Raw genomic sequence first — 23459 nt, 5'->3', positions numbered from 1 at the left:
CTCTCACTTACCCTTTTTTATCAATTCGTTCTTATCCAGCAGGCATTAATATGGATATTACCCCTGATAATCAACACTCTTCTTCACAACCGCTTCCGTATGAAAAACTGGTGAATGTTATGGGCTACCTGACACTGGTTGTTGCGGTGGCATTGTCTGTTTTTCAAATTTGGCAGGGTGTTAGCTCAACCATTTCCGCGACCTATTTCAGACCTATCCACTTATGTTGGGTGTTGGTATTGATCTTTCTTCACTATCCATTGATCGCCAATCGTGAGAACAAATTCTTTGTGGTCGGTAAGCTGATCGATGTGATCTTGTGTGGCGTGGTGGTCTTTGCAGGATACCGCTTGTGGATCTTTGATTACAACGATATTAACCATCTATTCTACGGCCTTCAGTTTGCCGACATGTTTGCAGGTTGTACTTTGCTAGCGTTGTTGTTGGAAGGTTGTCGACGCACCGTAGGTTGGGTGATGGTGTTCATTGCTGCTCTGTTTCTAGCATACAGTGCATTGGGCGACATGCTGCCAAGTGGTTTTGCGATTAAGGCATACAGCTTACAAGAGCTGATCCAGTTCCAGATTTATTCTGCGAATGGCGTATTTGGCTCGGCACTCGGTATTGCTGCAACAACGGTATTCATCTTCGTGTTGTTTGGTGCGTTTCTTGAAGTCACAGGCGCGGGCAAGTTCTTTATCGATCTCGCATTCTCGATTGCGGGTAAATACCGTGGCGGCCCAGCGAAAGCGGCAGTATTGGCTTCTGCAGGTTTAGGTTCAATCTCAGGTTCGGCAATTGCAAATACGGTGACGACTGGCTCTATCACCATTCCGATGATGAAGAAGCTTGGCTATAAACCAGAGCAAGCTGCGGGTATTGAAGCTGCAGCCTCAACGGGTGGGCAGATCATGCCACCTATTATGGGCGCAGGTGCGTTCGTGATGGCGCAGTTTACTGGTGTGCCTTATAGCGAAATCATGATTGCCTCTATTGCACCGGCGATTCTCTACTTCTTCTGCACTCTGCTCTATGTTCACCTGATGGCGTGCAAACTGAATCTGCAAGCTGTGAGCAAAACTGAAGCGGTAATTGCAGTGATGAAAGATGGTGCGCACCACCTGATTCCCCTCATTCTTATTACAGTGCTGCTAATGATGGCGTATTCACCACTGCTGGTGGGTGTTGCGGGTTGTAGTGCGATTCTAATGACGGCAGCACTTCGTAAGCACAGTCGCATTGGACTAAAGAAGTTCATCGAAGGTATGAAGAATGGTGCGTTAATGGCGTTACCAATTTCTGCTGCTTGTGGTGCCGCTGGCATCATTGTTGGTGTAGTAGGGCAGACAGGTATAGGTCTTCAGTTCACTCAGTTTGTGATGGACTTTTCTGGCGGTTACATGCTTATCGCACTGGGCTTAATCAGTTTGGTGGCCTTGGTGCTCGGAATGGGTCTCCCAGTTACGGCGGCATACATCGTACTTGCAGTTATGGCGGTACCAATGCTGACAGACTTTGGTTTGCCTCTGTTAACGGCTCACCTCATCGTATTCTGGTTGTCACAGACTTCTAACGTAACACCACCGATCGCACTTGCTGCCTTTGCTGGTGCAGGTGTTGCAAACGCGAATCCAATGAAGTCATCGGTAGAGGCATTTAAGCTTGCTGGTGGCCTGTTCATCATCCCAATCATGATGGCATACACCAGCATCGTTAATCCGAACGATGGTATGCCAGCGTTGCTATTCTCTATCGTTCAAACGCTGACGATCATTGTCGCCATCGCTATCGCGATTGAGGGTTACCTGATTCGCTCATTGAACATGGTAGAGCGTTTGGTGGCATTACTCGCTATCCCATTGTTGCTCCTTAATCCATTCGGCTTAGGTCCTCTGGGTATCGTCATTATCATTGGCCTAACAGTGATTCAATGGCGCAGTCGCGAGGTCGCTCAACAAGCGTAACCTGTCTTAACAATATATAAATATGAGAAAGGGATCTGAATGTTCAGATCCCTTTTTGTTTTCTGCGAAATCGCGTAAAACCATTGCCTTGTTTTAACCTAGTTAACTTTTAGATTTAGAGAAAACTGCTTCTCTATTAAACGTGACTATTTTCAGGCAACAAATGTACCCCGAAGCAAAGCTAGAAATTGATGTCACACGACCGTTAGTTATAAATCTATCAACCCATTCTTAAGTTGTTGCTAGATAATGTCTCATCCAATAGAGCGAATGTTAAATATTTGTTGATTAAATGTTGTTCAAAATTAATGTGGTCAGACCATGAGTGGTTAAGTGTTCATCGGTTTCTGGTGCGAGTTCTCATCATTTCTCTGAGCCAATTAATCGCTATAACCACTTCGTTAGCGCAATCTTAAATGACTAGGGATAGTAATTAATGACAGCTTATCGTACGCCTTTAGAGCAATTTAATATCAACGTAGATCAACATCCTGACAAGGTATGGCTTCATCAACCAGTAGACCGAGAGTGGCATACTTATACGTGGCTTGAGGCCGATATTACAGCTCGGAAAGTCGCAAAAGGTTTGCTTGATAGTGGACTAGTCGAGGGGGACAAAGTCTCGATCATCGCTAAAAATTCGGCAGAGTGGTACATATGTGACCTAGCAATAATGATGGCTGGTTTGGTTAGTGTTCCGATTTATCCAACTGCAAGTGCAGACAACATTAAGTACGTGTTGGAGCATAGTGGCGCCAAAGCTGTGTTTATTGGCAAACTTGATGATACCAAAGAGCTCAGTAAAGCTTTACCTGAGTCATTAGTCACCATAGCTATGCCTAGTGCTAAAGTTGATTGCAGACTTGACTGGCATGCTTGGCTGTCGATGTTGACGCCACTTAAAAAGATTAACACCCCTAGTCTTAACGATACTTTTTCGATCATCTACACCTCTGGAAGCACTGGTTTGGCAAAGGGAGTTGAACTTAGTTATTTAAACGTTGCGTCGTCAGCAACATCTGGCAGTGAGATATTTTTTCAACCAGGGGAAACTCGCGTTATGTCTTATCTGCCATTAGCTCATATCACTGAGCGTTGTGTGGTTGAACTTCCATCGATTTATAATCCAGCTGAAGTGTTTTTTACTGAGTCAATTGATACCTTCATTGAAGATGTGAAATATGCTCGCCCAACCGCTTTCCTCTCAGTACCGAGACTATGGACCAAGTTCCAATCAAAGATCTTAGCGAAGATGCCTAATAACCGTTTACAGCTACTACTTAAAATCCCGTTTATTGGCCAAATTGTTGCGCGTAAAATACGGGAAAACCTAGGTCTTCAAGACACGGTTTTATTTGGTTCTGGTAGTGCACCTATTTCCCCGGAAGTACTTCTTTGGTTCCATAAGATCGGTATCAGTATCGGCGAAGGTTGGGGGATGACAGAAACGTCAGGCCTATCTTGCAGCAATGTCCCTTTTGACTTCGAGCACCTTGGAACAATTGGAACGCCTCAACCGTGTGTCGAAATGAAATTGTCTGAAGAAGGTGAAGTTCTGATCAAAGGGGATGCTGTCTTCTCAGGTTATTACGCAAACGAAGAAGCCACCAAAGCCGCTTTTGAAGAGGGGTGGTTTAAGACGGGTGATAAAGCAGAGCTTAATGCTGATGGCTCGTGGCGAATTATTGGACGAGTAAAGGAACAGTTTAAGACGAGTAAAGGAAAGTACGTTTCACCTGTACCCATTGAAAGCAGCTTAGGTAGGAATCCAGATATTGAGCAAGTATGTGTTATGGGGATTGGCCGAAAACAGCCGATTGCATTAATTGTTTTAGGTGAAGGCACACCTACTACCGCAGCCCATGTTCGAAAAGAACTGAAAGCTACCTTAAGGAAAGTAAACAGAGAATTAGAAGCTCATGAAAGGCTCGATCACCTGATTGTTGTGGAACAGCCATGGAGTATTGAGAATGGATTGCTAACACCTACGCTGAAGCTCAAAAGGGACCAAATTGAACAACGTTATGAACACTTACTTAACTTGAATTTGCCTTATGACGTGATCATTGAAAGTAAATTGACAGATAAAGATAAGCCTTCAAATACTGCATACTCCAAGCGAGTGTCCGTAAACGCATAATTCGCTCAACAAGCGTAACCTGTCTTAACACCATATAAATATGAGAAAGGGATCTGAATGTTCAGATCCCTTTTTGTTTTAACTCGCCATTTCTCTACTCTTTGATTTTGGGCTATTATTTTCTTGATAATACGAAGGATACGTATGACGGGGAAAATGGACATCTCTCTACCCAATGACTTCTTTGAATCGGTCTTGGACTCACTTCTTGAGCAAATCGCGATTATTGATGGCTCAGGACGCATTGTGTTTGTTAATCAGAGTTGGAAAGACTTTGGTGCCGAGAACGATGGCGATAAAGAGATTGTTTGGGAAGGCACCAATTATCTCGCTTGCTGTGGCTCATCAAGCGAGGATGGTGAACCGTCAGTCAAAACGGGGATCGAGAACGTGATCTCTGGAAAGACTCCCAACTTCTTGCACGAATACCCTTGTCATAGCCCAGATACGCAGCGATGGTTCTTAATGAGAGTCACACCTTTAACCGAAAGCCACCTTCCTTACTTCGTCATTACCCATCAAAACATTACCGATAGAAAACAAGCTGAAATCATGGTGACGTTAGCGTCAGAGAAAGATCCGTTAACCGGTATTGCGAATCGCAGAAAGTTCGACTTGTTTGCTAACGAGCATTGGACAATCAACCTAAGAGACTCCACCCCAATATCGATAATTATGATTGATATCGATTTGTTTAAAAAGATCAACGACACCTGTGGTCATACATTTGGTGATCAATGCTTAGTGAAAGTCGCAAGTGTACTAGAACAGGCGTGCCGACGACCAACCGATTTGTGTGCGAGGTATGGCGGTGAGGAGTTCATTGTGTTCTTAGGGAATACCTCGCAGCAAGGTGCAAGAAAAGTCGCTGAGTGGATCATCTTTAATCTTCGTAACATGAAGTTGTTCGAAGACGTCGACATAGATATGCCATATCTAAGCGTTAGTATTGGTGTAACCACAAGCACCCCAGATGGCGATACTCGGTTACGTGATGTGATTCATGAAGCAGACGACTGTCTGTACCAAGCGAAACGCAACGGTAGAGACAGAATAGAGAGCAGTTCTGATGGAGATACAAAAATGTGTTTTCAACAAACAAACCGCAAATAAAAAGGGACCTGTAATCTATTCCTAGTTACAAGCCCCTTCTTTATTCAACGTCAATTACGACGTGATGTTTATTATCACGTGAATCTTATGGCTCTTGCTTAGTTGGTGCTAGAGCGATTTCACGGATACATACGTTTTGTGGTTGCTGGTAAGCGAATGATACTGCGCGAGCAATGTCGTCAGCTGCTAGTACGCCACCCATTTGCTCTTTCCACTCACCGTAACCATCTTTGATCTCTTGAGATGTTGTGTGAGAAAGAAGCTCAGTTTCCACCGCACCTGGTGCAATTGTTGTTACACGAACGTTTGCTGCAGCCACTTCTTCACGTACGTTTTCAGAGATAGCATGTACAGCGAACTTAGTACCACAGTACGCTGCGTGGTTAGGGAATGTTTTCTTACCCGCAATTGAGCTGATGTTGATGATTGTACCACTGTTACGCTCTTTCATTGGCGCAAGAACAGCTTGCATGCCGTTTAGAAGGCCAAGCACGTTCACATCGAACATACGTTTCCATTCAGATGCGTCTTGCGTATCGATTTGGCCTAGAAGCATTGCGCCAGCGTTGTTGATTAGTGCGTCAACAGGGCCGAACTTCTCTTCACCTTGTGCAATCGCAGCTTCGAATGACGCTTGGTCAGTTACGTCTACTTTTACTGCTAGAGAGTTTGGTAGGTTTAGCGCTTCAAGACGGTCAATACGACGAGCCAAAAGCAGCAGAGGGTGACCTTCATCGCTTAGACGACGAGCGATTGCTTCACCAATACCTGAACTAGCACCTGTGATTACGATTAGTTTTTTCATGTTTATTTCCTCTGTACCTTTATGTCGTCGTGTGACGACGTATTGTCTAAGTGCATTTGAAACAAGGCGTTATTGGCGTGTTTCGTTGCGATGGGGGTATATTAAGGAAAACAGCATTGTTGATATATAGCGCTTTACTTGAAACACTGTTGTCATACTGCAACAATAAAAGCATCTTTGTTCTGACTGAATCGCGACTATGCTCAATCAAATTAACCTGTCTGATATTCGTTCATTTGTTCTCATTGCGCGCTTGGGCAATTTCACTAAAGCGGCAGAAGAGTTAGATGTCTCTCGTTCCCATGTCTCTCGTCAAGTAAGCAGCCTAGAAAAGCAGATGGGCGTGACCTTATTCATCCGTACTACTCGAACGCTGCGCCTAACCCATGCTGGTGAAGAGCTTTACCAACGCTGCGAGCAAGCCTTAGATAATATAGACCAAGCCTTGATTGCTGCTGTTGATGATGTTGAAGAAGTGCGTGGTGATATTAAAGTGAACTGCGTTGGTGGGTATCTTGGTGAGGTGATCATTGCTGACCTTGTGAATGAATTCATGCAGCTTTATCCAGATATCAGTATCAGTCTAGATTTTAGTAGCCACCGTGTGGATCTGATTGAAGACGCTTTTGACATAGCCTTTCGCATGGGGAGTTTGGAAGATGCAGGCTTTATCGCCCGTAAGTTACTCGACATTGAAATGGGTACTCTTGCCAGTCCTACTTACTTTGAACGCAAAGGTAAACCGATTCACCCAAAAGAACTCACGCAGCATGACTGTTTAACAGGCTCGGTTCGTAGATGGAGCTTCCAAGCTTTAGAAGACAGTAGGAAAACTGTCGATGTTCATGTGAATGGGCGTTTGCAGTGCAAGAATGGCCGAGTATTAGTTCAAGGGGCGATGGCGGGCAACGGTATTATTCGTGTGCCTACCATCTACTGTTTGGAAGAGCTGAACAACCAGCAGCTAGTTCAAGTGTTTGATGAGTGGGTTGTACCGAGCGTGGACTTTTCTGCAATCTATCATCGTGACCGCTACCAGCCGAGCCGAATCCGCACCTTTATAGACTTTGTTAAGAATCGTTTTGAAGAGATGTCGGTGAGCTAGGGATCATACTGTCTTTTTTGTGACTGCTGGTGGATGGTTAGAATGCACCAGCAGTATTGAGATCAGAGCTACATTTCATCTATTTCATTTTGCAGCTGTTCTAATTGCTCCAGAATAACCAAGAACTTCTCACCAAAAGGGGTGACTTGATATTCTACGCGCGGAGGTATCTCATTGAACATCTGCTTTTCTAGAATTCCAAACTCCACATTTCGCTTCAAACACTCGTTGAGTACTTTAGCCGATAAGCCTTCGACAGAACGCACCATTTCACCCGGTCGATTGATGCCATTCGCTAGCAATTGATAAACCGTGAGTGACCATTTGCAGCCATAAATGGTTTCTACCATACGCGCCGAGCGTTCTGGAGCCGATTTTCTAGAAAAAAAGTTTTCCTGATTTTTCATAAAGATGTACCAAAAAGTACCTACCTAACCGATTTGTACTTACTATTCATAGTGTTAGTTCAAAGCCTAAGATTACCACGTTCACATGACTTAGGAGATAACAAAATGAACTTCACTAAAAAAGGTATTGCTGTCGTTATTGGTGGAACAAGTGGGATGGGCTTTGAAACAGCAAAGCAGCTTGCGGCTCAAAATATCCACGTGTTGGTGGTCGGAAACAACGCGACCAAGTTAGATAACGCGGTATCAGAGCTTCAAGCTATCGGGCATGCTTCAGGCTGGCAAGCTAACCTCTATGACGATGAAAGCACGGCTCGCCTTATCGAGCATTTAGCTTCGATAGAAGAAGGTATTGGTTATTTAGTCAATGCTGCGGGTTACTTTAACCCTAAGGCATTTGTTGACCATCAAGCGTCAGATTACGACCAATACATGCAACTCAACAAGGCTACTTTCTTTATTACCCAAGCGGTCACGAAGAAGATGATTCAGTCGGGTGGCGGCAATATTGTGAACGTTGGATCTATGTGGGCGAAACAAGCGATCAAAGCCACGCCATCTTCGGCTTACTCAATGGCGAAAGCGGGTTTACATTCGTTAACACAGCACATGGCGATGGAGCTTGCTGAGCATAATATTCGAGTTAATGCGGTATCACCTGCTGTGGTTAAAACGCCTATCTACGAATCATTTATTAACCCAGAAGAGGTGGATGAGGCGCTTGAAGGCTTCAATGAGTTCCACCCAATCGGTCGAGTAGGTTTACCACAGGACATCGCTAACAGCATTTCATTCTTGTTGTCTGACAGTGCTGATTGGGTAACTGGTGCAATTTGGGATGTCGATGGCGGCGTGATTGCAGGGCGTAACTGATAGGCCGAATTTTTAGAGGTGGCGGTATACCGAACCAAATCGGAAATGGTCACCTCTTTAATTATTCGCGTACAATGAAAGCAGTTAAACAAATCGCGACAAAACAATAATAACGATAGCAAGAGTAAGGTCACCATCATGTTAAACATGGATTTTTCGAAAAGGTTAGTGATTGAAACTGACCCTATGGAATGGGTAGCAAGCCCTGCCAAAGGCGTGTGGCGAAAGCCATTAGAGCGCGAGGCTAAAGAGTCGGGTCACACGACCAGCGTGGTTAAGTACGATCCTGAATCCTCTTTTTCTGAACACCCTCATCCTAATGGTGAAGAGATCTTTGTGTTAGAGGGCGTATTCTCTGATGAAACTGGAGACTTCCCCGCAGGCACCTATATTCGTAACCCTCCTAGTAGTACTCACTCTCCATCAAGCAAGAATGGCTGTACGATTTTGGTCAAATTGAATCAGTTCGATGATAGAGATTTGGCTCAGGTGAGAGTCGATACCAACCAAACTGAGTGGCTACCGGGTATCGGTGGCTTGCAAGTAATGCCGCTGCACGAGTTTGAGCATGAGCATGTCGCTTTGGTTAAGTGGCCTGTTGGTGAACGCTTTCAGCCGCACCGTCATTTTGGCGGTGAAGAGATCTTCGTGCTATCTGGGACTTTTCAAGATGAGCATGGCGTGTATCCAAAACACACTTGGATGCGCAGCCCACACATGAGTGAGCACTTTCCATTTGTAGAAGAAGAGACAGTGATTTTGGTTAAAACTGGCCATCTTCCTCTGTAAATTTTGTTCTATAAAAACTCTTTGCTAAAGCAGATACAAAGAACCCCGCTTGATACTGCTAAATGAGTAACAAGCGGGAGCTAGGCAAGGGTTAGGCTTGGAGTATTTACAACCAATAGGCTTTAGTAAGCGACACCAATTCTTTTATTGATGTGTTCACCGCCTTCAAGAACATCAAGCATCGCAATAGCGTAATCTGATACTGAAATCTTGTTGTTGCCTTCTGCATCCGTTAGCAGTTGATCACCACCAATGCGATATTGAGATGTTGTTTCACCTGGGAAAATCTCCGCAGCTGGGCTCACAAAAGTCCACTGTACATCGCTGTTTGATTCTTTGAATACTTCCAGCGCTTCACCTTGAGCGAGAGCTTCCGCTTTGTACTCTTCAGGGAAGTCCGGCACCGTAACTAAAGTAACGTTTGGTGCAACTTCCAACGAGCCTGCGCCGCCGACCCACATTAAACGACGACCGCTCGGCAACTCTGATAATAGTTTTTCTGCACTCTGTTTTACCAACTCATGGTTGCCAAGTGCACGCCCGCCAATTGAGGCAATCACCACATCGACATCAGACGTCACATCGTTGATCTTCGCTTGTGGATCTTGCAGATCGAAAGTACGCGCTTCGATGCCTTGCTGTTCCACTTTGCTTGTATCTCTCGCAATCGCGACAACTTCATGACCACGTGATGCGGCTTCTTGAGCTATGTGGCTACCAATCCAACCTGTTGCGCCTAATACTGCAATTTTCATAATGATTCTCCGTTAATTAATTCTGTGTTTCGACAACCATTGCAGTCTAATAGCTTGCTTGGATGTGATAAATATCGCCAGTTGATGTAGATTGTATCTATATAAGTTACTAATCAGCTCAAGCTTAGTGAAATGAGGCACGAGGGAGTACACATTGGATAGATTAAATGCGATGCGCAGTTTTGTAGAAGTTGCAAATTGTTCGAGTTTTACTCAAGCCGCTGACCACTTGGGTATGAGTCGACTTCAGGTTTCGAGGCATGTTCAAGAGATTGAAAACTGGTTGAAACAAAGACTATTACACCGAACGACTCGCAAAGTCAGTTTAACCACAGCGGGTGAGGCAGCGTTGATTCGATGTGAGCGTATCTTGCATGAAGCTGCTGAGTTGGAAGTCAGTGCGCTTAATATGACAGATCAATTGTCGGGCGTTATTCGGATATCGGCTCCGATTGCACTGACTCAGCATCTACTGCTTGATGTGGTTGAAGCCTTCACCGAACTTCATCCACAGGTGACGATTGAGCTGTTCGCTTCAGATCGCTTTACACAGCTGGTGGATGAGCGGATTGATATCGCACTTCGTTATACTGACTCCCCAGACGAGAACCTCATCGCGCGTAAGTTGATGAAGATTGATTCGGTGATATGTGCCGCGCCTAGCTATCTAGAGCAGTACGCACCGATTGAAACCATATCAGATTTAAAAGATCACAACTGCTTTCGTCACTTAGACGTGTCAAAGTGGCAGTTTGTAAAAGACAATCAGCAGCATTCGGTTGATGTATCAGGAACGATCACAGCTAACGATGTTGGGGTCTTGGTTCAAGCCACTTGTCGCGGTAAAGGGATCGCGAGGTTACCATGTGACATCGCCAACCCAATAATTGAACGGGGTCAACTGGTTCCGATCCTGACTGAGTATGTGGTACCAACAAGTACCTTGTGGGCGGTGTATCTTTCGCGAAGCTACCAACTGCCAGTTGTGCGTCAGTTCATTGATTTTGTAGCCGACACCTGGTCGCAGGACATTGTTCGACCTAGTTAGTTTGCCATCATGGTCGTTAAGCTGCTCTGCACATTTTCCTCTCTACAAAAACAAAAATCCGATACCAAAAGTGATATCGGATACGAACTCAATGTGGGGAGTTCTATAGGACGACGACTTTGAATGTGCTGCCTTTACACGGAACCGTGTACACCTTGATGGTCGTCTGCCAGCCTCAATGAAATCTCTGGAAGAGGTAGATAAAGCGTCTCAGTCATTCGAGACAGTATCTGGTCATACACTTGCGCGATAATGGTGGATATGTCGCTGGTTAACTCATACATAGCTGTGGCTGTAATTACACGTTGCTCACTGTCATGGATATCGGTAAGTGTTTGTAAAGCACGTGCCCCCGTTGGAGAGCCTAAGCTCAAAGGACAGATCAGCGCCAAGCGGTTTAAGTGTCTATGAATTTGATCGGCGTAGAACTTAGCACGTAGAAACTCATCTTGTTTATCCATATCAGGAATACACATTCTTAGCTTAGTGAGTGTCTCCATGGCATCCAAAACCTGTAGCCACTCCATGTGGTAATCATCAACCAGTTCAGTCTGCTCCGATTCCGTCAACCAAGTGATCATTAATTCATCCATCAACAACATATTGTGACGAATGGTTTTTCCATGAATGAACTGGTTTCGTACCAAGCTTCGAGTTTGCCAATCGTTATGCATCGCCTTAATTTTGAGCTGATAAATACGGTACATCGGGCGCCCATCAAATGGACTTTTTTGGATGAGCCTGTTTGATGCGGTGATCATGGATTGATACAGAGTGTTGACTCGTTGTACCGATTCAGTCGAAAGCTTACAGGTCAGCGCATAGTGAGTCGCCGCGCGGTGCTTTCTTGAAAGCTGCAACAGTTCTCGAAGCAAAACTAAGGTTTCAAATTTTTGATCGTTTGATTTTTGGCGTTTCTGTGAATAGTGAAACAAAGCATAAACTGAAGCCAAAACCACGATAGTTGAAATAAGCATAAACATAACGCACTCCTTGTATGTGAATACCTCCTTAGTGGTATGCGCTAAGCGTGCCAGAATGAAAAGTTATTAATATTCAGTTGTTTAGGTTTTTGTGTGTATACGAGACTGTCTAACTTGGTGCAATTTAGCCCTAAAATAGGGAGAGTTTGATGAGATATATTTGGATATCAATGGAATAGGTGGTCGTTATAAACGAAAAAGCCCCACTCATAGAGCAGGGCTTGAATTGATCTTTAAACGTGTTGTTTTGTTTATGCCAGTTTTAGGTCGAATTGATTACGGTAAGCAACCATGTCTTCGATAGTCAATACAGGCATGTTGTGCAGTTTGCCAAAAGCAACGATCTCTGGCGTTTTCGCCATTGTGCCGTCTGGGTTAGTCACTTCACATAGTACGCCTGCAGAAGGCAGACCAGCCATTTGCATCAGGTCAACGGTACCTTCAGTGTGACCACGACGAGCCAAAACGCCACCTTTACGAGCGCGCAGTGGGAATACGTGACCTGGGCGCGCTAAGTCACTTGGTTTTGCACTTGGGTTAGCGGCAGTTTTGATCGTGGTTACGCGGTCAGCTGCAGAAACGCCAGTAGTTACACCTACTTTCGCTTCGATAGTCACTGTGAAAGCGGTCTGGTTAGCGCTGTTGTTATCAACAACCATTGGCGGTAGGTCAAGTTGGTTTGCTTGTTCATCAGTTAGGCACAAGCAAACAATGCCGCTACATTCGCGGATCATCAGCGCCATCTGCTCATTGGTTAGGTGTTCTACTGAGTAGATGATGTCGCCTTCGTTTTCACGATCTTCATCGTCTAATAGAAGAACGCCACGACCTTCGCGTAGTGCTTGTAGTGCGTTTTCAACACGCTCGATTGGTTCGCCAAATTCGGCCAAAATTGAAGACTGATTCATGGTTTAACTCCTAAAATATCACCAGAATCAGGGCTTGTATGAGGGATGACAACCAAACGACATCGCGATCTATCACCAATACCAATCGTAGTAAATAATTGCTCACCCTAGCTTGTTAAAATGCTCGATAACTGCGTTAGAATTTTTGATTGTAGAATAACTACTTATCGAAAAACTCTGCCTTGTTCTCAAGCCTTTTTCCTGCGCTATTTTTGATCACTTACTTACTGTGATTGGTATAAGACAGATCGTCGTTCGCATGGCTTTATCCAAAACGAAATGCACCAACTCAATGGTATGAGTGGTGTGTTTCCATTCTCTCTCATCCGGACTATAACCGTCGGCTCTGGCATCTCACCAGATCTGCTGACCTCGACGAATCGAGCGCTCGCGGGCTTATCTATAGTTTTGCTAAGTACATAGTGTTACTAAAGACATACCGCCGGTGGGGAATTTCGCCCCGCCCTGAGAATAAAAAATAAATTTGATTGGCTTTTGAGCTTGGTTTCAAAAGCACAGGAATGGTAATCCTTTCATGGGCATATGAAAAGGATAGCCCGCAAACTTTACGCAATTAGCGAACAGTTTGCTGATTAATTACCCGTTTTCGCGACATAAGTGTGTTCTAATGCAAAATTGATCACAGAGTAAATCACAGGATAAATAGGTAACAATGGCTATGTTTGCGGGGAAAAGAGACAATGGTTAAAAGAGTGTAGTTAATTGCATTCGGTGTGAATGTGGATGAGTGGAACAATATGCGCAAGGCATTGAATTTAGGCCATTTATAGAAATATCATTGCTAACTAAGCTTTCTGACAAAAATTTGATATTGAGGGTGATAAGGTGAGCTAGCATTCGATTTTTTCAACGTTAGCCTACTTCTATGAAACTCATCTTCTCCAATAAATCCAAGGGCTTATTACTTCTCGCTCTGAGCCTATATTGTCTATTGCCATTCTTTTTATTTGGTTCTGATTTTAACTTCTCGAATAAGGTAGATGAGTTTGTCGGCGCGCTGATCACTTATGTCACTTACTCGGCGGGTAGTCAGGGGTTCCTTATCACGTTGTCAGTGCTCGGTATTATGCTTTTGAGACTGCGTTTACCTGCTTCTAAGTTGGTCAGTGTTGGAGTTCAATTGGTGGTCCTGCTTGGCTTGAGCTTTGCCGCCAAGACTTACCTTAAACACGTGACCGAAAGTCCAAGGCCCTATGCTGTGTATTTAGCTGAGCAACAGGTGGTTGATTTACCTGAAGCATTTTATGAGTTGCCACTGCTTGCTAAGAATGACGCGATCGTGCAGATGTCGAGCGTGGTCAGTGATTGGCGAACGATTCACTGGCTCGGCGAAACAGACTATTCATTTCCTTCTGGGCATATGATCTTTGTTGGTATTTGCGTGGCGTTTTTTGGTGGTTTATTTTGGCAGGCGCGCAAGTTTATGTGGGTAGGTGCGTTGTTAATTTGGGCAGGAGGCGTGGCATATAGTCGCGTTTGGTTGGGTATGCATAGGCCAATTGATTTAGCAGCCTCGATTGCTTTTTCAGGTTTACTATATGGCTTAGTACCCGTGATATCAGCGAACAAGATAGAGCCCTATCTTCCAAGTTGGTTTAAGTCATTTAGCTAGCTGAAAGCGGTGAAAGTTCAGTGATGAAGTCAGCTGTGATTCATCACTGATTCAATCCCAGTTCAGCCTGCTTTTTCTTCGTTAACCCAAGAGAGACAATCTTATGTGACTGAACGAGATAATATTTGAGCTCTTCGATATCGAGCTGAGTGTCAGTACACTGGATCCATTTCATTCCGCGAGAAGCAAAGTAGGGTGCAGGTCGATAACCGGGAGCGTCTTTTAAGAAGTCATAATTTTGATTAGAGGCTTTAAAAATACAAGCAGGCTGATCATCTGGACCCCATCCACCAATCGCAAACACCTTTCCGCCGACCTTCCACACGTGAGAGTTATTCCACTGCATCACATACGTGGTAGCGGGTAACGCCTTACAGAATTCATTAAATTGTTCGTAATCCATTGAGTCATCCTTTCCTAAGATCTGCCTTTATTATTGTCATCGACGCTTTGCCGTTCGACAAGTTAACCCGCTAATCCTTGCCATATTGCTGTTACTCCACTAATTGAGCAGAGCAAAAGTGCCCCGATTCGAATTTGTTCTTTAGGTAGAGTTTGTGTAGTCATCAACGCCAGTTTATAGCCTAACCAAGCTGCTGGGAGCAGTGGCAAGGTAATAACCAAATGATGCAACGTAAAAAAGCCAATTGGGATCTGAACAACCAGCGAGATAATTGAGCTGAATACGAAGAAGGCAGACAGATTACCACGTAATTGATTGGCATCTTGGTGTTGCAGCAATAGCGCCATTGGGGGACCACCAATGCCTGAACTGGTACCAAAGAAGCCAGAGAAGAATCCTGCAATGCCCATTTTCGCTGGTGTCGGCTCTAATCTGAATGGAAGTAGACTCACGATGACAGCAAACACAACCAGCAGGCCTAGCCATAAAGATAAGACACTGGTTGATACCATCACCAACAGTGCACCGCCTGCGAGTGAACCCGGAATTCGACCTAGCAGCGCCACCTTGAGACCACCAATCGAAATATTGCTACGGTGCTTCATGGCATTGAAGATAGAGATAAACAAACCGACTAAACAGATTGGGGCAGGGACATAATCTGGTGAAACAAGAAATAGTAACGGAGCCGCGACAATAGCTAAGCCAAAACCGATAGCGGTTTGAACGAAAGAGCCAACAAAAATGAGTGCCATTGCGATAATGACTGTCTGATCGAACAGTTCCATGTGCTATCAATCTGCGAATTGGATAAGAAGATAAATACTATAAATTAAAATAGCGTTGCCTGTCCCATATGTCGGCAAAATTTCTGTTAAAAGAGTAGCTTGTCGAGACGGATAGAAAAACGGCCACTCACTAGAGCAGCCGTTTACTTTCATTAAGCCATTGCCATCTTAAGACGTTCAATTGGCTTATCATTAATTGGTAAATGGATAAGCGCAGCAGCAAAAGCCAGCACGACCGTCGACCACCAAATTGGTTCGTATGAGCCGTAATAATCGTAAATTCGACCGCCAACCCAAGCGCCCAAGAAGCTGCCGACTTGGTGAGTGAAAAATACCAAACCATACAGAGTCGATAGGTAACGCGCACCGAAGATCTGACGAACCAAGCCAGATGTCAGTGGCACTGTACCCAACCAACAGAAACCAATCGCAGCACCAAAAATCGCTGCTGTAGATTCTGTTACTGGCAGAGTCACAAATGCGCCAATAACTACTGTTCGCACTAGATAAAGAGCCGACATCACATGACGTTTGCTGAATTTATCGCCCATCACGCCCCAGAAGTAAGAGCCGAAGATGTTAAAAATACCGACATACGCAAGAGCCATAGCTGCGCTACTAGCGGGTAGATCTTTGTCCGCCAAGTAACTTGGTAAGTGAGTTGCAATAAACATCACGTGGAAACCACAAACAAAGAAGCCCGCGTGGATAAGCCAGTATCCTTTGTGCGCAAAGGCTTCAGACAATGCTTGTTTCAGTGTCTGTGAGTTTTCTGCATTAGCAGTTTGTGTTTTTGCTGCGTTTTTCGACTTAGGAGCTCGCATGAACAGAGCAAACGAAATCATCAAGCAGCATAGTAATGCGAATACTTGCATTGCCGATTGCCAATCAAACTCGTTAAGCATGTACTGCGCACCGGGAATCACTGCGAACATACCAAATGAACCTGCAGCGGTTGTTAAACCAAAGGCTTTTGCAGCGTGTTCCGCAGGGACGACTTTTGCGACAGCACCAAGAACAATCACATAACTTGTAGCACTCAAACCTAGACCGATCAGCGCACCTAGAGAGATGTATAGCATGCTCGATTCGGTAGAGATGGAAGTAAGAAGCAGACCTACGCCATAAGCACATGCGCCCGCGATGATAATTCGTCGAGCGCCCCATTTGTCGGCAGCCATACCAACAAACGGCTGAAAAACACCAAACAACAGGTTTTGCAGTGCGATCGCAAAGCTAAAGAACTCACGACCCGTGTTGAAGTGCTCGGAAATAGGCATCATGAAAATGCCGAACGATTGTCTGATCCCTAGACTGATGATTAATGTGCCGATCCCAAGCCATACCAGTAAGGGAAAGCGGAAAATACTCATTCTAATACTCTTGAATTAATGATGATGTGAGTGATGTGCAGACATGTCATGTTCACCCATGTCGTGGTGATGTTCGTGCCCAGAATGCTCGTGCGCAGACTGCTGGTGGCACCCACTACTTACAGCGTGCTGAGCCAAAAGATCGATCAATGGTTGGCTATGATGAACCGCCACTAAACTGATGACCAAAAATAGAGTCATTCTGGCGAGCTGGGCAAAAAGAGATTGTGAAAACATAAGGGTTTTACATGCGCTCAATGTTGTAAGAAGGCGCGCATCTTAAAGAGAGTCTGCACATGAGACAAATGACCATTTGTGATTAAATCTATGCGTTTTATGCATAGATGAGAGAACGATAAATTTGCTTAGTGAAGTCGAACCCTTAAGCCTGCCAGCTTGTTATATAGAGTGATATATAACACATTGTAATCAATGGCTATTTATTGGGTTGTAAACAAAACAGTACGATTTGAGTTACATTGATCACACTCCTTAAACTCGACATATTCCTTAAAAATCGTGACCCTAGTGCCGAAATCGCTTCAGGATGAGCGAGAAAAGTTTCGGAATTTAAGGGAGAGTCATCCAAATGGACAAAGATCATAACCTCAGAGAGAACCTACTTGCATTAACCCTAGGCAGTGCATTGGTGTCACTCGGTGTTATCTTTTTCAATCAAGTAGGGTTGCTGACTGGTGGTACTGCAGGGTTAGCTATCTTCATTAGCAAAATCACAGAGCTTAGCTTTGGTCAGGTTTTCTTCGCGCTTAACTTACCTTTTTATATTTTATCTGTTACCCGTATGGGCTGGCGCTTTACGATCAATACCTTTATTGCTGTTTCTATCGTTTCGTTCGCGGTTGATCATCTGTATCACGTTATTCAGATTGCAGAGATCAACAAGGTGTACGCAGCCATGCTCGGTGGCGGACTCATCGGTACAGGTATGCTGGTGATCTTTAGACATAAGATGAGCCTAGGTGGCTTCAACATCTTGGCTCTATACCTTCAAGAGCGTTTTGGTATTCGCGCAGGTAAGGTACAAATGGGCTTGGACTGTACTATTGTTATCCTGTCATTGTTTATCGTCGACATTTCACTGATTCTTCTGTCGGTATTAGGCGCGGTGGTGACCAATCTGATTTTGGCTATGAATCATAAGCCAGGTCGCTACCAACCAGTGGCGCCACAGCCTGCAAGCAGCAATTAAACTGAATGCCGTAAACAAGAAAAAGCCAGCGAGATTGCTGGCTTTTTCGTTTTCTACGTCTTGTTCCTAGGGGTATCTATACGTTGAATTAGAATTGTGGTTAACACTTGCCACAATTGCTGTCTGGTTTTAGGTCACAATCAATAACACTGCCGTGCTTGTCTAAAGATAGGTGACAGCACTCTTCAAATAACTTCTTGAGTTCTTCTCGGCTTCTCTGCACCTGCGACTTAATGGTCGAATAGCTTTTGTTTTGGCTCAGAGCGAGCTCTTTCTGACTTTGTCCCTCAATATCGACCGCAAGCAGAAGTGATGCGTTTTTCTCCGGAAGTGCTTGAATAAAGGGTTCAATGCACTGCGCTAGTTGCTGCTTAAATTCAGAGTTCTGATCAAGCTCTGCGAACCATAATTCCTCCGCATCTATGTTGCTGTCACGTTGATCGCGAGCACGCTTGCGATAGAAATCAATGATGGTGTGATTTGCTAACTGAAACAGCCAAGCCTTGATACTGTCGGACTCTTTTACTGTCTCCAGGTTCTGGTATGTTTTCAGCAAGATCTCCTGCAGTAGATCATCCACATCATCTGGCTGGCTGACTTTTGAATGCAAGAAAGCCTTCAGCGCCTGTTGATACTCAGCCCAAACTTGTTCGAGACTCAGGCTCGCGACACTAGCACTGGTCATTGGCGCAACACTCATCTTTTAAGAAGTCGATAACACCATCAAGGCATTCATACTCTGCGACACAGAAAAGTGTGCGTCCCTCACGCCTTTGACTGATGAGTCCAGCGGATGCAAGGCTAGAGATATGGTGAGAAAGAGTGGACCCCGGGATGCCGAGCTCCTCTTGCAAGCCACCAACAGCGATACCGTGATAACCCGCTTTTACAACAGTCTTGTAGATAGATAAGCGAATAGGGTGGCCTAGCTCTTTTAATGCTTTAGCTACAGTTTCTAAGTTCATGATGGCTCCTCAAAATTTAATTCGATAATAGTCGAAATGAAGATCCATTTCAAACTACATCAGCTAGTTCTCACTAAGTCATTGATCTTCAATCGTTGGAAAATTTATTTCGATATTTGTCGAAATAACACTTGATCATTAATTTTATATTTCTATAATTCGAGAATATTCGAAATAAGTCGGAATGAAGAAATCCAGATCTTCATTCTGTTAGTGCTCAACTTGGAGTTAATTATGAACAACGAAATAATCACCATGGCGAAAGAAGCCATAGACATGTTTGCTTTCTTAGCAACCGAACTGATCATCCTTTTCTTAGCGATTAGCTACATTGTTGGTGTACTGCAGGAATTTCTGACACCAGAAAAGATTCAGTCGATCCTAAGCTCACGCAAAGGAAAAGGTTATGTTGTCGCGGCACTGCTTGGTGCAATCACACCATTCTGTTCTTGCTCAACCATTCCTTTCCTTAAAGGTTTGCTTAGAGCGCGAGCGGGTTTTGGCCCAATGATGGTGTTCTTGTTTGGTAGCCCACTGCTTAACCCAGTGATCATTGGTCTATTTGTGGTGACCTTTGGTTGGAAAGTGGCGTTGTTCTACTTTGCGATTGCAATGGCAGTATCTGTTGTGGCGGGTTACGTTCTTGAGAAGCTTGGCTTTGAACGTTACGTGAAACCAGAAGCGTACGAATCAGCTGGCGCGTCAAGCTGTGGAACTACTTGCGGAGATTCAACACCGAAAGTTGAGAAAAAAGAGTCGTCTTGCGGAACATCTTCATGCGGTGAACCAGCACCAGTAATGGCAAAAGAGACATCATGCTGTGGCACCAAAGAAGAACCAAAAGTAGAAGTATCATGCTGCTCTGCAGATGGTACGGCAACTGCGAAAGTTGTAGAGAAGAAAGAACCAAGCCGTTGGATGCGAATCTGGCTATCGACTTGGAAAGACTTTAAGCAGGTATTCCCTTACCTAATGATGGGTATTGCGATTGGTTCATTCATCTATGGCTTTATCCCAACAGACTTGATTGCTGAGTATGCAGGTGAAGGCAAGTGGTACGCGATTCCTATCGCAGCGGTAATTGGTATTCCACTATACATCCGTGCAGAGGCCGTAATTCCTTTGAGTGCAGCTCTCGTACAGAAAGGTATGGCACTTGGTTCAGTAATGGCATTGATTATTGGTAGTGCGGGTGCAAGTTTGACTGAAGTGATTCTACTGAAATCTATCTTCAAGAATCAGATGATTGCAGCGTTCCTATTCGTGATTCTTAGCATGGCGATTGGTGCAGGTTACCTATACACATTTATGTTTGGTTAACAAGTTAGCCTAAATAGAAAGATAACCGTAGATAGATAAAAATCTATGTCGAAAGAGCTCACCAAGGTGGGCTCTTTTTTTATGGTCAAGAGAGGCTATTTTTAGTCAAAATATGCTTGCTCTATGTGTTCAACCAATTGAGATGGATTACTTTCGTCAAGCTGTATTGAACGGAAAATGACTTTACTCACTTCAATGTTGTCTCGAATCAAATCGGTGTTCTGTTTAGCGCTTCGAACTCCCTTCTAAAGCTACACTTTTTATAGCAGTACATTTTGTGCTGAGTCAGTTAGCGGTTTAGAGATAGGAGGGAATATGTTCGCAATACACAGGGAGTATGAGTTAAAGAACCAGCAAGATTGTCATGCACACATTCAGGTAAACCCTACAGGCAATCTAGAATTTGAAATTTTAGAATCTCATGAGCACCACAATACCGACTTCAGTCACCTATCATTTGAGCTTGAAGAAGGTAACATCAAAGTGCTAGGGCAAGATCAAGATGGTAAACATTGTGATTGGCAGCTGCTATTAGCGGAGAAAGATGCAAAAGAGTTGAATCATCTCGTTGTACTCGCGACAGAGCAGTATGAGACGCTAATGCGAGATTTGTTTTGAATGCTTGTATTGATAATGAACTGTATTGGAGAGTTATCAATATGCTTAAAGTCAAAGCCCGGTGAAATACCGGGCTTTGTTATATGAAGGTCTTGTAACGACGTTAGAAACCGCGGATATCCAATTCGTTATTAATCAACACAACACATTGGGAAGCAAACAACATGTTAGGGCCTAGACTGATTTTCTCTGTCCCTAAGCGTTTTAAGCTGTTGTAACTCTTCTTTGGCATTGGGATGTGGTCTGTCAGTAAGAAGCAAGGATTGTCTGCAATCTCGGCATCGCGGATGAATTCGCCTTTCTTATCCATCATGTACAGCTGGTGGTCTTCGGCCAGTTCTTTTACTAGCTTTTCGAAACTGATAGTTCGAACGGTAATCCCCGGCTCAACTTGACGAGTCTCCTCTTTACCCATGCCTTGAGATGCATCAACAGCTCGAACAACGGCGGCTAAGAGTGCGCTCTCGTGGAAACCACCGATATTCGTGATGGCGTTTGAATCTACGGTAATAGTACGAGAAAAGTCTTTGGTACTTTCCAACACAAGATGAACGGTAACATCTTCACGATGAGATTGAGCTACGAAGATGGTGTTCATCAACGTGTGAGCCAATATTTCAGTATGAGCTTCTTGACCAACGCCTTCTAAAATCAACTTGCTTTCAGTTGGTGCTGCACGAGCACGCAATACGAATGAACGCATGAAATGTACCTTTCTAGTTATACGGAACGAATCGAGTTCTCTAAGTCCGTATCAATGATTAACTAACTTGTCGCGGTATGTAACTCCTTTCTCTAAGCTAAGTCAATTAACCAGAGCAGTTTTAAGTACCTTTATTGTTTTTATACGTAGTAAATAGATGGTTAACACATTTAAACATCTAACCAGTTGAGAACGTGTTAGGAGAAATAGAGAATGGCCATCATCTGATATCAAGGAGTTATCAATGGAACTGCAGAAAATCAATAAAGAAGAATATAGAAAGAAGATGAACGTACTGCTAATTGGATTAGTAGCGTCTCTTGCGATTAGTGCGATTGGGTTCGGTGCACTTTTGATTGAGCTGTTTGGTGTTAAGGAGAGTATTGTGGGCGAATCGACAGGTAACTTTCACTTAAACCTGTTTGGGGTCGTTCTGGCGATTGCGTTAAATGCCTTTATTGCATCGAAGATCAAAACCCACCCGTACCTTAATGAGGCCGTGTACGTTTGGAACTTAAAACAGATACACAACCAGATATATAGAAAGCTGAAGAAGATTAAAGCCGCGGCGGATGAGGGTAATCGAAACGCACTTACCGTTCTTTACTTCTACTATACGACGCAAAAGCAAGTCTATGAGCTCGATAACAACACACTTACAATGAATTCGGTTGATTCTTCGTTAGATCATATAAAGGAAGAAGCAGAAAAATGGAGCTTTGAACTGAGTCTGTCTGATTTTAGAAAAGAATTAGTGGCCGAATTTTAGTTGTAGAGAGCGTTTTCGGTGGATGTATAGCCAAAATTAATGGGTTTTGAATTAAAAATAATCATGTAAGTACTTTTTTCGATTTTTTATTAAAAAAGGGGTTGCCAAGTTTTAGATGATCTCTATAATGCCGCCTCACTGACACGGCAGACGCCACAAGGCTTCAGCAGTAATCAGTAAGACGAAAATTCGAAAGAAATTAATTTTCAAAAAAGTGTTTGACACTGAAGATTAAATCGCTAGAATGCACGTCCGCTTTGAGAGGTTTCTTTGTAAAAAGAAAGTTTCAATAAGCAAAAGCTCTTTAACAATTTAAACCTATCAATCTGTGTGGGCACTCGTTGATGAATATCACTAAGTTTGTTTTCGCTTTTAAAAGCAAAGGCAAACAGATTCTTCGGAATCAAAATGATTTCAATGAACTGAGTGACCAATTCGAATTGGTACAGCCTTGAGCTGTTTGATTTCACTTTTTAAAGTGAAAACCAATAAGAGCACAGTCAATTCACTATCGTTAGATAGAATCAGTATTCATTGAGTCACAAAATCTTAAATTGAAGAGTTTGATCATGGCTCAGATTGAACGCTGGCGGCAGGCCTAACACATGCAAGTCGAGCGGAAACGAGTTATCTGAACCTTCGGGGGACGATAACGGCGTCGAGCGGCGGACGGGTGAGTAATGCCTAGGAAATTGCCTTGATGTGGGGGATAACCATTGGAAACGATGGCTAATACCGCATAATGCCTACGGGCCAAAGAGGGGGACCTTCGGGCCTCTCGCGTCAA

At 44.0% G+C, this 23459-nt stretch carries 24 protein-coding genes, 1 rRNA gene and 1 riboswitch; of the genes, 13 read left to right on the top strand and 12 right to left on the bottom strand.

Annotated features, from left to right (window positions below; translation table 11 throughout):
• The first annotated feature begins 50 nt into the window (after positions 1 to 50).
• The 3 genes from KI743_RS03855 (at position 51) to KI743_RS03845 (ending at position 5217) form a co-directional block, all read left to right on the top strand.
• On the top strand, positions 51 to 1964 hold the full coding sequence (locus KI743_RS03855) for a TRAP transporter fused permease subunit (protein ID WP_285465151.1): 1914 nt from the start codon (positions 51 to 53) through the stop codon (positions 1962 to 1964).
• A 436-nt stretch (positions 1965 to 2400) separates the two neighbouring features.
• On the top strand, positions 2401 to 4104 hold the full coding sequence (locus KI743_RS03850; RefSeq protein WP_285465149.1) for an AMP-binding protein: 1704 nt from the start codon (positions 2401 to 2403) through the stop codon (positions 4102 to 4104).
• 144 nt (positions 4105 to 4248) lie between these two features.
• Positions 4249 to 5217: a sensor domain-containing diguanylate cyclase gene (locus tag KI743_RS03845; RefSeq protein ID WP_285465147.1), complete on the top strand. Its 969-nt coding sequence runs from the start codon at positions 4249 to 4251 to the stop codon at positions 5215 to 5217.
• An 85-nt stretch (positions 5218 to 5302) separates the two neighbouring features.
• On the opposite strand, the gene KI743_RS03840 is transcribed toward KI743_RS03845, so the two are convergent.
• Complete coding sequence (locus tag KI743_RS03840) at positions 5303 to 6022, bottom strand: SDR family oxidoreductase (RefSeq protein ID WP_032553424.1); 720 nt, start codon at positions 6020 to 6022, stop codon at positions 5303 to 5305.
• 199 nt (positions 6023 to 6221) lie between these two features.
• Here KI743_RS03840 and KI743_RS03835 point away from each other — a divergent pair, with 199 nt between their 5' ends.
• On the top strand, positions 6222 to 7127 hold the full coding sequence (locus KI743_RS03835; RefSeq protein WP_285465146.1) for a LysR family transcriptional regulator: 906 nt from the start codon (positions 6222 to 6224) through the stop codon (positions 7125 to 7127).
• 68 nt (positions 7128 to 7195) lie between these two features.
• Here the strand turns inward: KI743_RS03835 and KI743_RS03830 are convergent, their stop codons facing one another.
• On the bottom strand, positions 7196 to 7534 hold the full coding sequence (locus tag KI743_RS03830) for a helix-turn-helix domain-containing protein (protein ID WP_285465143.1): 339 nt from the start codon (positions 7532 to 7534) through the stop codon (positions 7196 to 7198).
• Between the two features lie 105 nt (positions 7535 to 7639).
• Here KI743_RS03830 and KI743_RS03825 point away from each other — a divergent pair, with 105 nt between their 5' ends.
• Positions 7640 to 8407, top strand: coding sequence for an SDR family NAD(P)-dependent oxidoreductase (locus KI743_RS03825; RefSeq protein WP_285465141.1), 768 nt, complete (start codon positions 7640 to 7642; stop codon positions 8405 to 8407).
• A gap of 138 nt (positions 8408 to 8545) precedes the next feature.
• Positions 8546 to 9196: a cupin domain-containing protein gene (locus tag KI743_RS03820; RefSeq protein WP_285465140.1), complete on the top strand. Its 651-nt coding sequence runs from the start codon at positions 8546 to 8548 to the stop codon at positions 9194 to 9196.
• A 122-nt stretch (positions 9197 to 9318) separates the two neighbouring features.
• Here KI743_RS03820 and KI743_RS03815 read toward each other — a convergent pair whose 3' ends face one another.
• The gene (locus KI743_RS03815; RefSeq protein WP_285465139.1) at positions 9319 to 9951 is read right to left on the bottom strand and encodes an NAD(P)-dependent oxidoreductase; all 633 of its coding nucleotides are present in this window, start codon (positions 9949 to 9951) and stop codon (positions 9319 to 9321) included.
• A 154-nt stretch (positions 9952 to 10105) separates the two neighbouring features.
• On the opposite strand from KI743_RS03815, the gene KI743_RS03810 reads away from it, so the two are divergent.
• A complete protein-coding gene (locus KI743_RS03810) occupies positions 10106 to 10999 on the top strand; it encodes a LysR family transcriptional regulator (protein ID WP_285465137.1) in 894 nt (297 codons plus the stop codon).
• 134 nt (positions 11000 to 11133) lie between these two features.
• Here the strand turns inward: KI743_RS03810 and KI743_RS03805 are convergent, their stop codons facing one another.
• Positions 11134 to 11982, bottom strand: a complete 849-nt coding sequence (locus tag KI743_RS03805) for a hypothetical protein (protein ID WP_285465135.1) — start codon at positions 11980 to 11982, stop codon at positions 11134 to 11136.
• Between the two features lie 251 nt (positions 11983 to 12233).
• Positions 12234 to 12890 (bottom strand): 3,4-dihydroxy-2-butanone-4-phosphate synthase, encoded by a 657-nt coding sequence (gene ribB, locus KI743_RS03800; protein ID WP_150868561.1) that lies wholly within the window; start codon positions 12888 to 12890, stop codon positions 12234 to 12236.
• Positions 12891 to 13200: 310 nt separating this feature from the next.
• A riboswitch (FMN riboswitch) is annotated at positions 13201 to 13367 on the bottom strand.
• Between the two features lie 409 nt (positions 13368 to 13776).
• Between ribB and KI743_RS03795 the strand changes: the two genes are divergently transcribed.
• Positions 13777 to 14523: a phosphatase PAP2 family protein gene (locus tag KI743_RS03795; RefSeq protein WP_285465134.1), complete on the top strand. Its 747-nt coding sequence runs from the start codon at positions 13777 to 13779 to the stop codon at positions 14521 to 14523.
• Between the two features lie 43 nt (positions 14524 to 14566).
• On the opposite strand, the gene KI743_RS03790 is transcribed toward KI743_RS03795, so the two are convergent.
• From KI743_RS03790 to KI743_RS03775, 4 genes are all read right to left on the bottom strand, one after another.
• The gene (locus tag KI743_RS03790) at positions 14567 to 14926 is read right to left on the bottom strand and encodes an MmcQ/YjbR family DNA-binding protein (protein WP_150868563.1); all 360 of its coding nucleotides are present in this window, start codon (positions 14924 to 14926) and stop codon (positions 14567 to 14569) included.
• 62 nt (positions 14927 to 14988) lie between these two features.
• Entirely contained in the window at positions 14989 to 15714 is a 726-nt protein-coding gene (locus KI743_RS03785; protein WP_152470224.1) for a sulfite exporter TauE/SafE family protein, read from the bottom strand.
• Positions 15715 to 15866: 152 nt separating this feature from the next.
• Positions 15867 to 17087, bottom strand: a complete 1221-nt coding sequence (locus KI743_RS03780; RefSeq protein WP_285465129.1) for an MFS transporter — start codon at positions 17085 to 17087, stop codon at positions 15867 to 15869.
• 15 nt (positions 17088 to 17102) lie between these two features.
• On the bottom strand, positions 17103 to 17324 hold the full coding sequence (locus tag KI743_RS03775) for a hypothetical protein (protein ID WP_285465127.1): 222 nt from the start codon (positions 17322 to 17324) through the stop codon (positions 17103 to 17105).
• A 352-nt stretch (positions 17325 to 17676) separates the two neighbouring features.
• On the opposite strand from KI743_RS03775, the gene KI743_RS03770 reads away from it, so the two are divergent.
• Positions 17677 to 18297, top strand: coding sequence for a YitT family protein (locus KI743_RS03770; RefSeq protein ID WP_285465124.1), 621 nt, complete (start codon positions 17677 to 17679; stop codon positions 18295 to 18297).
• 100 nt (positions 18298 to 18397) lie between these two features.
• Here KI743_RS03770 and sigZ read toward each other — a convergent pair whose 3' ends face one another.
• Both sigZ and KI743_RS03760 read right to left on the bottom strand, forming a co-directional pair.
• Entirely contained in the window at positions 18398 to 18982 is a 585-nt protein-coding gene (gene sigZ, locus KI743_RS03765; RefSeq protein ID WP_285465122.1) for an RNA polymerase sigma factor SigZ, read from the bottom strand.
• Entirely contained in the window at positions 18969 to 19262 is a 294-nt protein-coding gene (locus tag KI743_RS03760; protein ID WP_032553409.1) for a helix-turn-helix transcriptional regulator, read from the bottom strand. The genes sigZ and KI743_RS03760 overlap by 14 nt, the downstream gene beginning before the upstream one ends.
• A 234-nt stretch (positions 19263 to 19496) precedes the next feature.
• Here KI743_RS03760 and KI743_RS03755 point away from each other — a divergent pair, with 234 nt between their 5' ends.
• Entirely contained in the window at positions 19497 to 20582 is a 1086-nt protein-coding gene (locus KI743_RS03755) for a permease (RefSeq protein WP_285465120.1), read from the top strand.
• A gap of 315 nt (positions 20583 to 20897) precedes the next feature.
• Entirely contained in the window at positions 20898 to 21200 is a 303-nt protein-coding gene (locus tag KI743_RS03750) for a hypothetical protein (protein ID WP_285465119.1), read from the top strand.
• A 103-nt stretch (positions 21201 to 21303) separates the two neighbouring features.
• Here the strand turns inward: KI743_RS03750 and trmY are convergent, their stop codons facing one another.
• Complete coding sequence (gene trmY / locus KI743_RS03745) at positions 21304 to 21903, bottom strand: tRNA (pseudouridine(54)-N(1))-methyltransferase TrmY (RefSeq protein ID WP_032553406.1); 600 nt, start codon at positions 21901 to 21903, stop codon at positions 21304 to 21306.
• A gap of 244 nt (positions 21904 to 22147) precedes the next feature.
• Between trmY and KI743_RS03740 the strand changes: the two genes are divergently transcribed.
• Both KI743_RS03740 and KI743_RS03735 read left to right on the top strand, forming a co-directional pair.
• Positions 22148 to 22672: a DUF3087 domain-containing protein gene (locus KI743_RS03740; protein ID WP_285465117.1), complete on the top strand. Its 525-nt coding sequence runs from the start codon at positions 22148 to 22150 to the stop codon at positions 22670 to 22672.
• Between the two features lie 551 nt (positions 22673 to 23223).
• Positions 23224 to 23459: ribosomal RNA gene (locus KI743_RS03735) — 16S ribosomal RNA — on the top strand; the annotation flags it as partial.

Source organism: Vibrio sp. D420a, from assembly GCF_030248625.1.
Lineage (GTDB): Bacteria > Pseudomonadota > Gammaproteobacteria > Enterobacterales > Vibrionaceae > Vibrio > Vibrio fortis_A.
This window is presented reverse-complemented; position numbering and strand designations above follow the sequence as displayed.

What these genes read in the sequence shown, in the direction of transcription:
- KI743_RS03855 (WP_285465151.1), top strand. Translation starts at nt 51, where the DNA reads ATGGATATTACCCCTGATAATCAACACTCTTCTTCACAACCGCTTCCG.
- KI743_RS03850 (WP_285465149.1), top strand. Translation starts at nt 2,401, where the DNA reads ATGACAGCTTATCGTACGCCTTTAGAGCAATTTAATATCAACGTAGAT.
- KI743_RS03845 (WP_285465147.1), top strand. Translation starts at nt 4,249, where the DNA reads ATGACGGGGAAAATGGACATCTCTCTACCCAATGACTTCTTTGAATCG.
- KI743_RS03840 (WP_032553424.1), bottom strand. Translation starts at nt 6,022, where the DNA reads ATGAAAAAACTAATCGTAATCACAGGTGCTAGTTCAGGTATTGGTGAA.
- KI743_RS03835 (WP_285465146.1), top strand. Translation starts at nt 6,222, where the DNA reads ATGCTCAATCAAATTAACCTGTCTGATATTCGTTCATTTGTTCTCATT.
- KI743_RS03830 (WP_285465143.1), bottom strand. Translation starts at nt 7,534, where the DNA reads ATGAAAAATCAGGAAAACTTTTTTTCTAGAAAATCGGCTCCAGAACGC.
- KI743_RS03825 (WP_285465141.1), top strand. Translation starts at nt 7,640, where the DNA reads ATGAACTTCACTAAAAAAGGTATTGCTGTCGTTATTGGTGGAACAAGT.
- KI743_RS03820 (WP_285465140.1), top strand. Translation starts at nt 8,546, where the DNA reads ATGTTAAACATGGATTTTTCGAAAAGGTTAGTGATTGAAACTGACCCT.
- KI743_RS03815 (WP_285465139.1), bottom strand. Translation starts at nt 9,951, where the DNA reads ATGAAAATTGCAGTATTAGGCGCAACAGGTTGGATTGGTAGCCACATA.
- KI743_RS03805 (WP_285465135.1), bottom strand. Translation starts at nt 11,982, where the DNA reads ATGTTTATGCTTATTTCAACTATCGTGGTTTTGGCTTCAGTTTATGCT.
- ribB (WP_150868561.1), bottom strand. Translation starts at nt 12,890, where the DNA reads ATGAATCAGTCTTCAATTTTGGCCGAATTTGGCGAACCAATCGAGCGT.
- KI743_RS03795 (WP_285465134.1), top strand. Translation starts at nt 13,777, where the DNA reads ATGAAACTCATCTTCTCCAATAAATCCAAGGGCTTATTACTTCTCGCT.
- KI743_RS03790 (WP_150868563.1), bottom strand. Translation starts at nt 14,926, where the DNA reads ATGGATTACGAACAATTTAATGAATTCTGTAAGGCGTTACCCGCTACC.
- KI743_RS03785 (WP_152470224.1), bottom strand. Translation starts at nt 15,714, where the DNA reads ATGGAACTGTTCGATCAGACAGTCATTATCGCAATGGCACTCATTTTT.
- KI743_RS03780 (WP_285465129.1), bottom strand. Translation starts at nt 17,087, where the DNA reads ATGAGTATTTTCCGCTTTCCCTTACTGGTATGGCTTGGGATCGGCACA.
- KI743_RS03775 (WP_285465127.1), bottom strand. Translation starts at nt 17,324, where the DNA reads ATGTTTTCACAATCTCTTTTTGCCCAGCTCGCCAGAATGACTCTATTT.
- KI743_RS03770 (WP_285465124.1), top strand. Translation starts at nt 17,677, where the DNA reads ATGGACAAAGATCATAACCTCAGAGAGAACCTACTTGCATTAACCCTA.
- sigZ (WP_285465122.1), bottom strand. Translation starts at nt 18,982, where the DNA reads ATGACCAGTGCTAGTGTCGCGAGCCTGAGTCTCGAACAAGTTTGGGCT.
- KI743_RS03760 (WP_032553409.1), bottom strand. Translation starts at nt 19,262, where the DNA reads ATGAACTTAGAAACTGTAGCTAAAGCATTAAAAGAGCTAGGCCACCCT.
- KI743_RS03755 (WP_285465120.1), top strand. Translation starts at nt 19,497, where the DNA reads ATGAACAACGAAATAATCACCATGGCGAAAGAAGCCATAGACATGTTT.
- KI743_RS03750 (WP_285465119.1), top strand. Translation starts at nt 20,898, where the DNA reads ATGTTCGCAATACACAGGGAGTATGAGTTAAAGAACCAGCAAGATTGT.
- trmY (WP_032553406.1), bottom strand. Translation starts at nt 21,903, where the DNA reads ATGCGTTCATTCGTATTGCGTGCTCGTGCAGCACCAACTGAAAGCAAG.
- KI743_RS03740 (WP_285465117.1), top strand. Translation starts at nt 22,148, where the DNA reads ATGGAACTGCAGAAAATCAATAAAGAAGAATATAGAAAGAAGATGAAC.